We start from the raw sequence: 14,246 nt of genomic DNA on the forward strand, positions 1-14,246 counted from the left end.
ATCGAAAAAACCCGCTGCGGCGGGTTTTTTCATGCCTGGTCGCCAGGCCGAGGGTATTTGCGCTGTATGGATCGGCCTGCATTGACTAAGGTGCAAGGGATTGCCCAAGGAGCGTGCCGCATGACTGCTGTGGATTTACCCGCTGTACCGCGAGTGTTGATTGCCGAGGCGGATCCTTGGTCGCGGGATCTGCTCAAGCAGGTGTTGCTCAATGTGCGTTGCGACGCGCGGCTGGATGTCTGTGCCGATGGCCAGCAAGCGTTGCAGTTGCTGGCCGACAAACCCTATGACCTGGTGATCGCCGACTGGGAGTTGCCCGGCGTCGATGGCCTGGGCCTGCTGCGCAGCGTGCGCCACCGTCGGCGCAACCCGGTGTTGCCCTTCATCCTCCTGAGCGCTCGCAATGACAGCGCCAGCGTGCGCGAGGCCCTGCCGCTGGCGCCGACGGCCTACCTGACCAAGCCGCTGAACATGGAAGGCCTGACCCAGCGCCTGCAGGACCTGCTGCTGGATGCCGGCCAGGAAGTGTCGTGCGAGGTGCCCGCCCTGGCGCCGGGCAAGACCTTGTGGGCCTTTCTCGAGCGCCGTCGCGACCTGGCCGATGGCGCGCCACTGCTCGCCGATGTGCAACTGGCGGTAAAGCGCAGCCTCAACCCCGACGGTCTCGACCTCAAGCTGCTGGAGCAAGAGGTGGGCACCGACCCGCAGATCACCGCCGTGCTGATCGCCGCGGCCAACAGCGCTGCCCAGCATCACGGCAGCGCGGTGCAGACCCTGGCCCAGGCGCTGCAACGCCTGGGTTCCGGGCAGAGCATGAACCTGATTCTGGGCCTGGCCCTCAAGCGCAGCGCGCGCCTGAGCGACCCGGCCCTGGCCGACTACGCCGAACGTTACTGGGAACTGTCGCTGCACACCGCCGAATATGCCCGGACCCTGGCCCGGCTGCTGGACCTGGACCAGGAGCGCTGTTATTGCGCGGGCCTGTTGCATCGCCTGGGAGACCTGGCGTTGCTGCGTTGCCTGCAGGAATGGAAGCAGGCCGGCGGCGCGCTGGACGACATGGAAGAAATCGGCGATGCCCTGGAGGAGTTCGGCGCCGGCTATGGCTCGGCCCTGCGCACCCGCTGGCGCCTGCCGCTGGAGCTGCGCGAGCTGATCGCGTCGGTGTATCAACTGGGAGGCGGGGTCTATTCCCGCGAGGCGCTGGTGATGAACCTCGCTGCGCAGCTGGCCCGCCTGCGTCCGTCCGAAGGCCTCGAAGAGCTGGCCAGCGGCAAGACCGCGCGCTTGCTCAAGGTCGGTTTGCCGGAACTGAGCCGCCTGCGCAAAAGCTGATACGGGCTTGGCGCGTATCCGTAGCCGCTGCCGAGCGCCAGCGAGGCTGCGATCGGCACCGCAGGGGCCGCAAAACCAGGCACCGCATTCCTCTCGGCAAACCGCACGGACAGGTTTTGCGAGGACTACGTCGGAATGCCGCCCACCTCGATCGCAGCCTCGCCGGAGCTCGGCAGCGGCTACAGGGTTCCCGTGCGGGCTAGCCCGTAACGATACGGTTCTTGCCCTGGCGCTTGGCTTCGTACATCGCCGCATCGGCGCGGGCGAACAGGCTGTCGAGGTTTTCGTCGTCGGCGGTGAGGCTGGTCAGGCCCTGGCTGACGGTGATGCTGAACTGCTGCTCGTCATGGCTGAAGGTCAAGCGCTGGATTTCCCGCTGCAGGCGCTCGGCGACCTGGCGCGCCATGTCCGGGGCGCAGCCGGGGAAGAGGGCGGCGAACTCCTCGCCACCGATCCGCCCGAACAGGTCGCCGCGGCGCAGGGTGGCGCGGCCGGTTTCGGCGATGCGTTGCAGGACGTTGTCGCCCTCGGGATGGCCATAGGTGTCGTTGACCACCTTGAAGTCATCGATATCCAGCAGCAGGAAGGCCAGCGGCGAGCCTTGCTGGCGGGCCTGCTCGAACTCGCGGGTGGCGCACTCGAAGAAATGCCGGCGGTTGCTGCTCTGGGTCAGCACGTCAGTGGTGGCCAGGCGCTGCAGCTCGGTCTCCATCTGCTTTTTCTCGGTGATGTCTTCGGCCAGGCCGACGATGATCACCCGGTCCCCCGGTTCGGCGTTGCGGTTGATGAAGCATTTGTCGCTGAGCCAGCGCACCTCGCCCTGGGCGTCGATGATGCGGTATTCGCGGTCTTCCACCGCGCCGGTCTCCAGCACCTGGGCCAGGCTGCGCTCGGCGTATTCGAGGTCGTCGGGGTAGACGCTGTCGCGCCATTCGTTGGCATCGGCCAGCAGCAGGCCCGCCGGGCGGCCGAAGATGCGTTCGTAGGCGGGGCTGACATAGAGCACTTGGTGGCTGCTCCAGTCGAAGGCCCAGAGCACGGCGTTGACGCTCACCAGCAACGAGCTGAACAGCTGTTCGCGCTCGGTCAGCCGGGCAACTTCGCCCTGGGCATGCATCAGCGCCATCAGGGTTTGCGCGGCCTCGGGCCACTGCGGGAAAGCGGATGGGAATTGGGGGTTCTTGTTGGCCATCAGCACAAATCTCAAAGCGCACACCGTTCGGGACACCAAGCGGTCGCGGAAAACCCGCCTGGATGGCGAAGTGTTGCTTGAGATAGGGGATCGGCGGCGAAGTTCCCGTGTGCCGTGACCGGGAAGCGGGCACCCGCTGGGCGGTCATGGCCCGGCGGGTGAGCGCTGGAAAGCCTGGCGTCAGGCGTTGGCGGGGCGCAGCGAGTAGGTTTTCAGCTGGTTGGCGAAATCGCGCAGCGACTGGATCCCGCTGGCTTCGGCTTCGTGCACCCAGTCCTTGATCGCCGCGAGCATGTCGTGGCCGTTGGAACTGGTCTTGACCCAGATCTGTTGCAGCGCCAGGCGTTTTTCGTAGATCACCTTCAGGGCCTGGCTGTGTTCCAGCATGTTCTGGATGCGGGCATGGTGGCGGTCTTCCAGCAGGCTGGTTTCCCGCGACAGCAGGCGCTTGGCGCGATGGAACTGGTGGCGTACCGAATGATCGACCTTGGCCAGTTCCTGCTTGACCAGCGGCGCGATCACCAGCTTGCGGTACTGCGCCATGATCTGGAAACGGTTGTTGAGGATCGCCATCGCCGTGTCCATGTCCAGGTGGCCCTTGCCTTCGACCCGGTGGGCGATCGGGGCGACCCGCTGCACCTTGGCCAGGCCCAGGAAACTGAACACCTTGATCCAGGCCCAGCCCAGGTCGAACTCCCACTTCTTCACCGAGAGCTTGGCCGAGTTGGGGTAGGTGTGGTGGTTGTTGTGCAGTTCTTCGCCGCCGATCAGGATGCCCCAGGGCACCAGGTTGGTCGCCGCGTCGCGGCATTCGAAGTTGCGATAGCCGACCGCATGGCCCAGGCCATTGATCACGCCGGCGGCCCACAGAGGGATCCACATCATCTGGATCGCCCAGATGGTGATGCCGATGGTGCCGAACAGCAGCAGGTCGATCGCCGCCATCAGCGCCACGCCACCCAACTTGTAGCGCGAGTAGAGGTTGCGTTCGATCCAGTCGTCCGGGCAGTTCTTGCCGTAGATGCGCAGGGTCTCCGGGTTCTTCGCTTCCTCGCGGTACAGCTCGGCTCCCTTGCGCAATACCGTGGACAGGCCCTTGATCACCGGGCTGTGCGGGTCATCCTCGGTTTCGCACTTGGCGTGGTGCTTGCGGTGGATGGCGGTCCACTCGCGGGTGTTCTGCGCCGTGGTCAGCCACAGCCAGAAGCGGAAGAAATGTTTCAGGCCAGCATTGAGCTCCAGGGAGCGATGGGCGGAATAACGGTGCAGGTAGACGGTGACGCCAACGATGGTGATGTGGGTCATCACCAGGGTGACCGCCACCAGTTGCCAGGCCGACAAGCCAAGAAAACCTTCGTACCACATAGGCTGTAGGGCCCTCGATAAAGAAAAAACAGCAGTCGCATTATCACCAAGCCCGCCCAGAAAACCAGTCGCCCTTTCAGATAAGAGTGGCGAGATGTTTCTTCCTCTATAATCCCAAGCTTTTCGTAAGGACATTGACGACCTTATGTCGGTTTCTTCTCGGGACGCCCTGCGCGCAGCCCTGTTCTACCTCCTGCTGTCTGTGTTGTGGTTGCAGCTCAGTGGTTACTTATTGAGCAGTTTCTTCGATGAGTCGAGCGACATGGCGCACTGGCAGCGGATCAACGGCTATGTCTGGGCCCTGGTCAGCGCCGTACTGATTTTCATCGCGCGAGGCCGGCTGTTGCGTTTGCTCGGCGCCGACACCTGGCTGCACCACCAGCGAGAGGACCGCGAGCGCCTGCGCCAGGCCGCGGCGGTGTTCGATTGCACCCGCGAAGGGGTGCTGGTCAGCGATCGCCGGGGCAAGATCGTCCATGTGAACCGCGCCTTCATGGAAATCACCGGCTACCAGCGCGAGGAAGTGCTGGGCCGCCAGCCGAGCATGTTCAAGTCCGGGCACCACAGCGCGGATTTCTACCAGGCCATGTTCGATTCGCTGAAGGCTACGGGCGAATGGAGCGGCGAGATCTGGAACCGGCGCAAATGCGGCGAGATCTACCCGCAGTGGCAGACCATCCGTGCCATCCAGGACGACGACGGCGAGCTCAGCCACTATGTCGCGGTGTTTTCCGACATCAGTGCGATCAAGGATTCCGAGCACGAACTGGCCCACCTGGCCCACCACGACCCGCTGACTGACCTGCCCAACCGCCTGCTGTTCACCGACCGCGCCGAGCAGGCCCTGGCCTCGGCGCAGATCCACAAGCGTGGCTGCGCGCTGCTGATGGTCGACCTGGACCACTTCAAGATGATCAACGACAGCCTCGGGCACAACGTCGGCGATCGCTTGCTCAAGGCGGTCGCTGTGCGCCTGCAGGGCATGTTCGGGCCGGGCATCACCCTGGCGCGCCTGGGCGGCGACGAGTTCGCGGTGCTGGTGGAAAGCTGCGCGCAGCCGGGGCAGGCCGCGGTGCTCGCGCAACGCATCATCGATGGCCTGAAGCAGCCGTTCCTGATGGACGAGAACCAGTTGTTCATCAATGCCAGCATCGGCATCAGCCTGTTTCCCAGCGACGCCCTGAGCGCCGAGCAGCTGTTGCGCAATGCCGACACGGCGCTGTTCAAGGCCAAGAGCGCGGGCCGCGACAGCTATGCGCTGTACACCGAGGAACTGACGGCCCATGCCCAGCAGCGGGTCGAGATCGCCTTCGAGCTGCGCCGGGCCCTGGAGCAGCAGGAACTGCGGGTGTTCTACCAGCCGGTGCACGACCTCATCGGTGGCCGCCTGGTGGGGGTCGAGGCGCTGGTGCGCTGGCAACATCCGCAACGCGGCCTGGTGCCGCCGGGCGAGTTCATTCCGATTGCCGAGCGTACCGGGCTGATCGCCGATATCGATGCCTGGGTGATGCAGCAGGCCTGCCGCCAGATGTGCCAGTGGCTGGCGGCGGGCTTCGAACTGTCGTTCGTCGCGGTGAACGTTTCCAGCCGCCTGTTCGCCCGGCGCGAGCTGTACCAGCAGGTGGCCCAGGTGCTGCACGACACCGGCCTGGACCCTGGCCACCTGGAGCTGGAAGTCACCGAAAGCGCGGTGATGGAAGACCCGGAAGTGGCCCTGGAACAGATGCATCGCCTGCGCGAGCTGGGGCTGCGCCTGGCCATCGACGACTTCGGCACCGGCTATTCTTCGTTGCTGCGGCTCAAGCGCCTGCCGGTGCAGAAGCTGAAGATCGACCAGGGATTTGTCGCCGGCCTGCCGTGGGACGAAGACGATGCGGCGATTTCCCGGGTGATCATCGCCCTGGCCCAGAGCATGGGCATGCAGGTGCACGCCGAAGGCATCGAGCAGGTGGAGCAGGCGCGTTTCCTCCTCGATCAGGGCTGCGACCTGGGCCAGGGCTACTGGTTCGGCCGCCCGGTGCCGGCCGAGCAGCTGGATTGGCGGCAGGTGCCGCAGATTCGCTGAGCCAGGCAGGCTCGATTCTGTAGGAGCGAAGCTTGCTCGCGATCGAGGCGCCGCGGTGTATCAGGCGGGACGCCATCGCGGGCAAGCCTCGCTCCTACAGAGGCAGGTTGGGGGTGCAACCAGGGCCAATTCCCACGCAACCTCGCGTCCCTGCAAATAATTTCTTATGGTTATATAAACATTCTTAAATAGTCTTTTTAAGAATATCTGCGCCTGTCTACTATTGCTCTCACGCCGCAAGCAGTGCCGCCACTGCCAGGCACCTCTCAATCCAGGAGCAGCACCATGAGCGCATCTCTTCGTAGCGTCGACGGCCAGGACGAACAAACCATCTTGCGTGAGATTCAAAGCGCCCTGCGCGATCTGCGTTTCGGTGCGGTGGAAATCACCGTGCACAACGCCCAGGTCGTGCAGATCGAGCGCAAGGAAAAATTCCGCCTGCAGAATCCAGGCAACAAGCCGAGCTGAATCCGCGTCATCCTCCCGGGCTTCCCAAGAAGCCTCAGAGACCCGACTGGACCACCGGAGGGCGTCTTCATGACCCCCAATGACCATCCCAGCGTTCACTCACGAATGCGGGCCTGAATCGCCATAAGAAAATGCCAGCACACTAAAAACTTCAGGAGCTTGACCATGTCGTCGATTCGCCGTTATGCCCTGGCCGCTCTCGCCAGCGCCGTTTTTGCCGGTTCCGCCGTTGCCAAGGATTATGAGTTGCTCAACGTGTCGTACGATCCGACCCGCGAGCTGTACCAGGACTACAACACCGAGTTCACCAACTTCTGGAAGAAGGAACATCCGGGCGACAACGTCAAGATCCAGCAATCCCATGGCGGTTCGGGCAAGCAGGCCCGTGCGGTGATCGACGGCCTGCGCGCCGACGTGGTGACCCTGGCCCTGGCCGGCGACATCGACGAAGTCGCCAAGCTCGGCAAGACCCTGCCGGCCGACTGGCAGAAACGCCTGCCGGAGGCGAGCACGCCCTACACCTCGACCATCGTGTTCCTGGTACGCAAGGGCAACCCCAAGGGCATCAAGGACTGGGGCGACCTGATCAAGAAAGACGTGTCGGTCATCACCCCGAACCCGAAAACCTCCGGCGGCGCACGCTGGAACTTCCTCGCCGCCTGGGCCTACGGCCTGAAGGCCGGTGGCAGCGAAGCCAAGGCCCAGGAATACGTGAAGGAGCTGTTCAAGCACGTACCGGTGCTGGATACCGGTGCTCGCGGCTCGACCATCACCTTCGTCAACAACGGTCAGGGTGATGTGTTGCTGGCCTGGGAAAACGAAGCGTTCCTGGCTCTCAAGGAAGACGGTGGCGCCGACAAGTTCGATATCGTCGTGCCTTCGCTGTCGATCCTCGCCGAGCCGCCGGTGGCGGTGGTGGACAAGAACGCCGAGAAGAAAGGCAACACCGAGATCGCCGAGGCTTACCTCAAGCACCTGTACAGCCCGGCCGGCCAGGAAATCGCGGCGAAGAACTTCTATCGTCCACGGGACAAGGACGTGGCGGCCAAATATGCGCAGCAGTTCCCGAAACTGGACCTGGTGACCATCGACAAGGACTTCGGCGGCTGGAAAACTGCCCAACCGAAATTCTTCAATGATGGCGGGGTGTTCGACCAGATCTACCAGGCGCAGTAATCTTCAGGGGCGAGCCAGGGTTACCGGCTCGCCGAACCGCCAGAACAATAGGCCCGGATTCGCTTCCGGGCTTTGCGTGTCAACCAAGGACTTTTATGTCGCGTCGTATCTCCCCCGTCATACCCGGCTTCGGGCTGACGCTGGGCTACACCTTGGTGTACCTCAGCCTGATTGTGCTCATACCGCTGGCGGCGATGTTCGTGCATGCCGCCCAACTCACCTGGGATCAGTTCTGGGCCATCGTCTCGGCGCCGCGAGTGCTTGCCGCGCTCAAGCTGAGCTTCGGCACGGCGTTGTACGCGGCGATCATCAACGGTGTGATCGGTACGCTGCTGGCCTGGGTGCTGGTGCGCTACAGCTTCCCCGGACGCAAGATCATCGACGCGATGATCGACCTGCCATTCGCCCTGCCCACCGCCGTCGCCGGCATCGCGCTGACCGCGCTGTACGCGCCGACCGGCCTGGTCGGCCAGTTCGCCACCGACCTGGGGTTCAAGATCGCCTACACCCCGCTGGGCATCACCCTGGCACTGACCTTCGTCACCCTGCCGTTCGTGGTGCGCACGGTGCAGCCGGTGCTGGCCGATATCCCCCGGGAAGTCGAGGAAGCCGCCGCCTGCCTCGGCGCCAAGCCCTGGCAGGTGTTCCGCCACATCCTGGTGCCGGCGCTGCTGCCGGCCTGGCTGACCGGTTTCGCCCTGGCCTTCGCCCGGGGCGTCGGCGAGTACGGCTCGGTGATTTTCATCGCCGGCAACATGCCGATGAAAACCGAAATCCTGCCGCTGCTGATCATGGTCAAGCTCGACCAGTACGATTACACCGGCGCGACTTCCATCGGCGTGTTGATGCTGGTGGTTTCCTTTGTCCTGTTGCTGCTGATCAACCTGCTGCAGCGGCGCATCGAACGACCTTAAGGAGGCGCGAAGCATGTCCCAATCGTCTATTTCCGCAGCCTCTGGCGCCAACGCCGACCGTCGTGGCAGCGCCACCTCGCGGCGGGTCTTGATCGGCCTTGGCTGGCTGATCTTCGCCCTGTTCCTGTTGCTGCCGCTGTTCATCGTGGTGTCCCAGGGCCTCAAGCTCGGTCTCGGTGCGTTCTTCGCCGCGATCTTCGAGCCGGACGCGCTGTCGGCCCTGAAGCTGACAGTGATCGCGGTACTGGTCTCGGTGCCGTTGAACCTGGTGTTCGGCGTCAGCGCGGCCTGGTGCGTGAGCAAGTACAACTTCCGCGGCAAGAGCATCCTGGTGACCCTGATCGACCTGCCGTTCTCGGTGTCGCCGGTGATCGCCGGCCTGGTCTACGTGCTGATGTTCGGCGCCCAGGGTCTTTTCGGACCGTGGCTGCAGGATCACGACATCCAGATCGTGTTCGCCCTGCCGGGCATCGTCCTGGCGACCATCTTCGTCACCGTGCCCTTCGTTGCCCGCGAGCTGATTCCGCTGATGCAGGAGCAGGGCACCCAGGAAGAGGAAGCCGCCAGGCTGCTGGGGGCCAACGGCTGGCAGATGTTCTGGCATGTGACCGTGCCGAACATCAAGTGGGGCCTGATCTATGGCGTGGTGCTCTGCACCGCCCGGGCGATGGGCGAGTTCGGCGCGGTGTCGGTGGTTTCCGGGCACATTCGCGGGGTGACCAACACCCTGCCGCTGCACGTCGAGATCCTCTACAACGAGTACAACCACGTCGCCGCGTTCGCCGTCGCGAGCCTGTTGCTGATCCTGGCGCTCTTCATCCTGCTGCTCAAGCAGTGGAGCGAAAACCGAATCAACCGCCTGCGCGCCAGCGCCGCGGAGGAATGAATCATGTCGATCGAAGTCCGTAACGTCAGCAAGAACTTCAATGCCTTCAAGGCCCTGAACAGCATCAACCTGGACATCCAGAGCGGCGAGCTGGTGGCGCTGCTGGGCCCGTCCGGCTGCGGCAAGACCACCCTGCTGCGGATCATCGCCGGCCTGGAAACCCCGGACGCGGGCAATATCGTGTTCCACGGCGAGGACGTCTCCGGCCACGACGTGCGCGATCGCAACGTCGGTTTCGTGTTCCAGCACTACGCGCTGTTCCGCCACATGAGCGTGTTCGACAACGTCGCCTTCGGCCTGCGCATGAAGCCGAAGAACCAGCGCCCGAGCGAAAGCAAGATCGCCGAGAAGGTCCATGAGCTGTTGAACATGGTGCAGCTGGACTGGCTCGCCGACCGCTACCCGGAACAACTGTCCGGTGGCCAGCGCCAACGGATCGCCCTGGCCCGTGCCCTGGCGGTGGAACCGAAGGTGCTGTTGCTGGACGAACCCTTCGGCGCCCTCGACGCCAAGGTGCGCAAGGAGCTGCGCCGCTGGCTGGCGCGGCTGCACGAAGACATCAACCTGACCTCGGTGTTCGTGACCCACGACCAGGAAGAAGCCATGGAAGTGGCCGACCGCATCGTGGTGATGAACAAGGGCGTGATCGAGCAGATCGGCTCGCCGGGCGAGGTGTACGAGAACCCGGCCAGCGACTTCGTCTACCACTTCCTCGGCGACTCCAACCGCCTGCACCTGGGCGAGGACCGGCATGTGCTGTTCCGTCCGCATGAAGTGTCGCTGTCGCGTTCCGAGCTGGCCGACCATCACGCCGCCGAAGTGCGCGATATCCGTCCGCTGGGCGCCACCACCCGGGTGACCCTGAAGGTCGAGGGGCAGAACGAGCTGATCGAGGCCGAAGTGGTGAAGGACCATGACAGCCTGGTCGGCCTGGCCAAGGGCGAGACGCTGTTCTTCAAGCCCAAGGTCTGGCAGCAGGTCGCCAACATCTAAAGCATCGCGGGCAAGCCTCGCTCCTACAGAAGAAAATCGTGTGCTTCTGTAGGAGCGAGGCTTGCCCGCGATTGCGATCTAAATCGCGGCGCGCTTCGGATTGACCCGCACCGCCCCCGCCCGCGCCTCGATCTGCTGCTTGAGCCCCTGGCGCAAGCCCAGCATGAACGCCAGTTCCGCGACCACGAATAACGGCCCGACGATCAACCCGGAAACGTCATCGACGAAGGCCGGCTTGCGCCCTTCGTAGTAATGGCCGACGAACTGGATCACCCAGCCCACCACGAACAGGCCCACGCCGCTGGCCAGCCAGACCGCGGTGCTCTGTTGCGCCAGTACCTGGCCGGCCCACACCGACAGGCCCATCAGCACGCTCATCAGCAGGCCCAGGCGCAGTTCCAGGCGCAGGTAGAACCCGCATGACGCCAGCGCCAGCAACACCGCCGGCGACAGCCACAGCCCGGCCACCGGCCAGGCCGGGCGCGACAGCAGCACCGCGACCGCCACCACGATCAGCGGAATGCCGATAAAGTGGCTGGCGATATTGCGCGGGTCACGGTGGTAGGCGGCGTATTGACTGAGATGGTCGACGAGGCTTTTCATTGTTGTTCCTCCTGTAGGGTGATCGAATCATGCCCTGCGCCGGTTGCCGGCTCTGTCGGCTAGGCGACAATCGGCGCTGCCCGTTTTTGGATGAAGCCATCGATGAAGATGCAGGTCTGGCGCGAGCGCCTGATGAATGGCCAGTGGTTCAGCCACTTGCCCGCACCCTTGCAGGATAGTTTGCTGGCCAGCGCCCGTTTGCGCCTGCTGGGCCCGGGCCAGCGCCTGTTCCAGCGGGGCGACCCGCCTTGTGGCCTGTATGCGGTGCTGGAGGGCACGGTGCGCATCGGCGCGGTCAGCGAAGAGGGCAAGGAGGCGCTGCTGAGCCTGGTGGAAGCGCCGCACTGGTTCGGCGAGATCTGCCTGTTCGACGGCCAGCCGCGCACCCACGACGCTTTTGCGGTGGGCCAGTGCGCCCTGCTCAACGTGCCGCAGGCGCTGCTGCTCGAGGTGCTGGACGCCCATCCGCACTACTGGCGGTACCTGGCGCTGTTGATGAGCCACAAGTTGCGCCTGGCCTTTATCAACCTCGAACAGTTGAGCCTGATGCCGGCCCCGGCGCGGGTGGCCAACCGCCTGTGGATGATCGCCTGCGGCTATGGCGAAACCGACACGCCGCGCCGCGTGCTGCACCTGCCCCAGGAACAGCTGGCGCTGATGCTGTCGCTGTCGCGCCAGACCACCAACCAGATCCTCAAGGACTTGCAGGGCCAGGGCATTCTCAAACTGGGCTACGGTGAGATCGAGATCCTCGACGAGGCGCGGTTGCGGACGCTGGCCGGGGTTTGACCTTCAGATTGCTATCGCGGGCAAGTCGGATCGCCGCCCGCTCGCTCCTACAGAAGAAGATTGCGCACGATCCTGTATGTAGGAGCGAGGCTTGCCCGCGATAGGGCCCGCAAAGCCACCACAAAACCCTCAGCGCAACCCATCGCGAAACTGCCCCGGGGTCATCCCGGTCCAGCGCTTGAATGCGCGGCTGAAGCTGCTGGCATCGGCGAAGCCCAGCAGGTAGCTGATTTCGCTCAGGGAGCACTGCGGGTCGCGCAGGTGCAGCAACGCGAGGTTTTCCCGGCATTCGGCGAGCAGGGTGTCGAAGCGGCAACCCTCGTCCGCCAGATGACGTTGCAGGCTGCGCAGGCTCAGGTGCAGGGCCTGGGCCACGCGCTCGGCCGAGGGTTCGCCTTCCGGCAACTGGGATTCGATGACCCCGCGCACCTTGCGCTCCCACGTCAGCGGTTGCAGTTGCGCCAGGGTGCGCTTGAGCACCGCCTCGTTGTGTTCGGCCAGCTCCGGGTTGGCGTCGTCCAGGTGGCTGTCGAAATCGTGCAGGCCGAATTCCAGGCGGTCCTCGTCGGCGGCGAACACCACCGGCGCGCGAAACACCGTGTGCCAGGGCCCCGGGTCGACCGGCTCGGGGCGCCGCAGGTACACCGCCAGCGGCGCGTAGTCGCGGCCCAGGCGGTTGCGGCAGGTGCGCACATAGATCGCGACGAAGGCGTCGATGGCCTCCAGCGCCGGCTCGGGGTTGCCGTCGGGCACTTTCAGGCGAAAGCGATAGCGGTCCTCGGTACGGGTCAGTTCCAGCTCCAGGGCGTCGCTGACCACTTGGTGGTAACGCACGATGCGCTCGAACACTTCCCGCAGGCTGCCGCTGGCCACCAGCGCATAGCCCAGGGCATGGAAAGTGGTCGGGCTGACGAAGCGCGAAACCCGCAGGCCGATAGCCGGGTCGCCGCTGGCCTGTACCGCCAGGTGCCACAGGCGGGTGGTGCCCGACAACGGGTAGCGGGCGTTGGGGTCGTCCATCAGCTGCGGGTCGAGCCCGGCCTGGTGGCACAGGGCGCTGCTGTCCAGGCCCAGGGCATCGAGCTGCTTGCGCAAGGCGCGGGTCCAGCTGGCGAGGGAAGTGGGTTCGGTCATGGCGGTTGGCGCGTCCGGTCAACAGGTTGGCGTCCGCGGCTAGCGCCCGGCGCGCGGGCGCAGGGCAGGATGCGAACATCAATAACCAGAGGATGGAAGCATGCACGGTACTTCTGCAAGTCCCGACCGGCTGAATGCACAGCAACGATCGGCGCATATTCGTGAGGTGGTGCTGGCCCGGGGCGTCGAGTTGCGCGAGCGCTACCCCGTGCTCAAGCACCAGGACGCGCTGGGCGCCGGCATCCTGGCCTTCGCCCTGGCCGGGATGCTGGGCTCGGCGGCGCTCTATCTGGGCGGTTACCTGGCCTGGTGGGCGTGCCTTTTGCTCAACGCGTTTTTCGCCTCCCTGACCCACGAGCTGGAGCACGACCTGATCCACAGCATGTACTTCCGCAAGCAGCGCATTCCCCACAACCTGATGCTGGCGCTGGTCTGGCTGGCGCGGCCGAGCACCATCAACCCGTGGATCCGCCGCCACCTGCACCTCAACCACCACAAGGTCTCGGGCAGCGAGGCCGACATGGAGGAACGCGCGATCACCAACGGCGAACCCTGGGGCCTCGCGCGGCTGCTGATGGTCGGCGATAACGTCATGTCGTCATTGATCCGCACCCTGCGGGCCAGGACCTGGGCGCACAAGCGCAGCATCCTCAAGCGCACCCTGAAGGTCTACGCGCCGCTGGCGTTGCTGCACTGGGGCGCCTGGTATGTGTTTCTCGGCTTCCACGCGGCCAATGGCATCGCCGCGTTGCTGGGCGCGCCCATCGCCTGGTCGGCCGGCACCCTGGCGACGATGCAGGTGATCGACATCGCGGTGGTGGTGATCGTCGGCCCCAACGTGTTGCGCACCTTCTGCCTGCACTTCGTCAGCTCGAACATGCACTACTACGGCGATATCGAGCCGGGCAACGTGATCCAGCAGACCCAGGTGCTCAACCCCTGGTGGCTGTGGCCGCTGCAGGCGTTCTGCTTCAACTTCGGCAGCACCCACGGCATCCATCATTTCGTGGTCAAGGAACCCTTCTACATCCGCCAGCTGACTGCGCCGGTGGCGCACAAGGTGATGGCCGAGATGGGCGTGCGCTTCAACGACTTCGGCACCTTCGGCCGGGCCAATCGGTTTACCCGCCAGGAGCAGGTGGCGACGCAGGTGGTGCGGGGTGTCAGGGCGTAAGTGCCCATCGCTGGCCCTGCCCTGTAGCCGCTGTCGAGCGCCAGCGAGGCTGCGATCGGCTGCGCAGCGGCCGCAAACCAGGCGACGTGGTGCGTCCGACCTGCACAACCGCCTGGCCGGCGCCCGCTTCGCGGTCGATCGCAGCCTCGCCG

13 protein-coding genes are annotated in these 14,246 nt (G+C 64.7%); 9 read left to right on the plus strand and 4 right to left on the minus strand.

Annotated elements, in window-relative coordinates:
* Window positions 1–120 precede the first annotated feature (120 nt).
* Window positions 121–1,335, plus strand: a complete 1,215-nt coding sequence (locus TO66_RS01025; protein ID WP_044460566.1) for a response regulator — start codon at window positions 121–123, stop codon at window positions 1,333–1,335.
* Between the two features lie 199 nt (window positions 1,336–1,534).
* Here TO66_RS01025 and TO66_RS01030 read toward each other — a convergent pair whose 3' ends face one another.
* Together TO66_RS01030 and desA are read right to left on the minus strand one after the other, a co-directional pair.
* Entirely contained in the window at window positions 1,535–2,527 is a 993-nt protein-coding gene (locus TO66_RS01030) for a sensor domain-containing diguanylate cyclase (RefSeq protein WP_044460567.1), read from the minus strand.
* Window positions 2,528–2,707: 180 nt separating this feature from the next.
* Entirely contained in the window at window positions 2,708–3,892 is a 1,185-nt protein-coding gene (desA, locus tag TO66_RS01035; protein ID WP_044460568.1) for a delta-9 fatty acid desaturase DesA, read from the minus strand.
* Window positions 3,893–4,037: 145 nt separating this feature from the next.
* Here desA and dibA point away from each other — a divergent pair, with 145 nt between their 5' ends.
* The 6 genes from dibA to TO66_RS01065 all read left to right on the plus strand — a co-directional run bounded on the left by dibA (window position 4,038) and on the right by TO66_RS01065 (window position 10,394).
* Entirely contained in the window at window positions 4,038–5,957 is a 1,920-nt protein-coding gene (gene dibA, locus TO66_RS01040; RefSeq protein ID WP_044460569.1) for a phosphodiesterase DibA, read from the plus strand.
* A 285-nt stretch (window positions 5,958–6,242) separates the two neighbouring features.
* Window positions 6,243–6,425: a sulfur starvation response protein OscA gene (gene oscA, locus TO66_RS01045; RefSeq protein WP_009041629.1), complete on the plus strand. Its 183-nt coding sequence runs from the start codon at window positions 6,243–6,245 to the stop codon at window positions 6,423–6,425.
* A 165-nt stretch (window positions 6,426–6,590) separates the two neighbouring features.
* A complete protein-coding gene (locus tag TO66_RS01050; RefSeq protein ID WP_044460570.1) occupies window positions 6,591–7,601 on the plus strand; it encodes a sulfate ABC transporter substrate-binding protein in 1,011 nt (336 codons plus the stop codon).
* 95 nt (window positions 7,602–7,696) lie between these two features.
* Window positions 7,697–8,515 carry a sulfate ABC transporter permease subunit CysT gene (gene cysT / locus TO66_RS01055; protein WP_007921521.1) on the plus strand — a complete coding sequence of 273 codons (819 nt, stop codon included), beginning with the start codon at window positions 7,697–7,699 and terminating at the stop codon, window positions 8,513–8,515.
* Between the two features lie 13 nt (window positions 8,516–8,528).
* Window positions 8,529–9,401 (plus strand): sulfate ABC transporter permease subunit CysW, encoded by an 873-nt coding sequence (cysW, locus tag TO66_RS01060; RefSeq protein ID WP_044460571.1) that lies wholly within the window; start codon window positions 8,529–8,531, stop codon window positions 9,399–9,401.
* 3 nt (window positions 9,402–9,404) lie between these two features.
* Window positions 9,405–10,394 carry a sulfate/molybdate ABC transporter ATP-binding protein gene (locus tag TO66_RS01065; RefSeq protein WP_044460572.1) on the plus strand — a complete coding sequence of 330 codons (990 nt, stop codon included), beginning with the start codon at window positions 9,405–9,407 and terminating at the stop codon, window positions 10,392–10,394.
* Window positions 10,395–10,472: 78 nt separating this feature from the next.
* Here the strand turns inward: TO66_RS01065 and TO66_RS01070 are convergent, their stop codons facing one another.
* Entirely contained in the window at window positions 10,473–10,997 is a 525-nt protein-coding gene (locus TO66_RS01070; protein ID WP_044460573.1) for a DUF962 domain-containing protein, read from the minus strand.
* 102 nt (window positions 10,998–11,099) lie between these two features.
* On the opposite strand from TO66_RS01070, the gene TO66_RS01075 reads away from it, so the two are divergent.
* Window positions 11,100–11,786 (plus strand): Crp/Fnr family transcriptional regulator, encoded by a 687-nt coding sequence (locus TO66_RS01075; RefSeq protein ID WP_044460574.1) that lies wholly within the window; start codon window positions 11,100–11,102, stop codon window positions 11,784–11,786.
* Between the two features lie 129 nt (window positions 11,787–11,915).
* Here the strand turns inward: TO66_RS01075 and TO66_RS01080 are convergent, their stop codons facing one another.
* Entirely contained in the window at window positions 11,916–12,920 is a 1,005-nt protein-coding gene (locus TO66_RS01080) for an AraC family transcriptional regulator (protein WP_044460575.1), read from the minus strand.
* A gap of 100 nt (window positions 12,921–13,020) precedes the next feature.
* On the opposite strand from TO66_RS01080, the gene TO66_RS01085 reads away from it, so the two are divergent.
* Window positions 13,021–14,094: a fatty acid desaturase gene (locus TO66_RS01085; protein ID WP_044460576.1), complete on the plus strand. Its 1,074-nt coding sequence runs from the start codon at window positions 13,021–13,023 to the stop codon at window positions 14,092–14,094.
* Window positions 14,095–14,246 lie beyond the last annotated feature (152 nt).

This window comes from Pseudomonas sp. MRSN 12121 (assembly GCF_000931465.1).
Classification (GTDB): Bacteria; Pseudomonadota; Gammaproteobacteria; order Pseudomonadales; family Pseudomonadaceae; genus Aquipseudomonas.

Coding starts and splice junctions, on each gene's coding strand:
- TO66_RS01025 (WP_044460566.1), top strand. CDS start 121: ATGACTGCTGTGGATTTACCCGCTGTACCGCGAGTGTTGATTGCCGAG.
- TO66_RS01030 (WP_044460567.1), bottom strand. CDS start 2,527: ATGGCCAACAAGAACCCCCAATTCCCATCCGCTTTCCCGCAGTGGCCC.
- desA (WP_044460568.1), bottom strand. CDS start 3,892: ATGTGGTACGAAGGTTTTCTTGGCTTGTCGGCCTGGCAACTGGTGGCG.
- dibA (WP_044460569.1), top strand. CDS start 4,038: ATGTCGGTTTCTTCTCGGGACGCCCTGCGCGCAGCCCTGTTCTACCTC.
- oscA (WP_009041629.1), top strand. CDS start 6,243: ATGAGCGCATCTCTTCGTAGCGTCGACGGCCAGGACGAACAAACCATC.
- TO66_RS01050 (WP_044460570.1), top strand. CDS start 6,591: ATGTCGTCGATTCGCCGTTATGCCCTGGCCGCTCTCGCCAGCGCCGTT.
- cysT (WP_007921521.1), top strand. CDS start 7,697: ATGTCGCGTCGTATCTCCCCCGTCATACCCGGCTTCGGGCTGACGCTG.
- cysW (WP_044460571.1), top strand. CDS start 8,529: ATGTCCCAATCGTCTATTTCCGCAGCCTCTGGCGCCAACGCCGACCGT.
- TO66_RS01065 (WP_044460572.1), top strand. CDS start 9,405: ATGTCGATCGAAGTCCGTAACGTCAGCAAGAACTTCAATGCCTTCAAG.
- TO66_RS01070 (WP_044460573.1), bottom strand. CDS start 10,997: ATGAAAAGCCTCGTCGACCATCTCAGTCAATACGCCGCCTACCACCGT.
- TO66_RS01075 (WP_044460574.1), top strand. CDS start 11,100: ATGAAGATGCAGGTCTGGCGCGAGCGCCTGATGAATGGCCAGTGGTTC.
- TO66_RS01080 (WP_044460575.1), bottom strand. CDS start 12,920: ATGACCGAACCCACTTCCCTCGCCAGCTGGACCCGCGCCTTGCGCAAG.
- TO66_RS01085 (WP_044460576.1), top strand. CDS start 13,021: ATGCACGGTACTTCTGCAAGTCCCGACCGGCTGAATGCACAGCAACGA.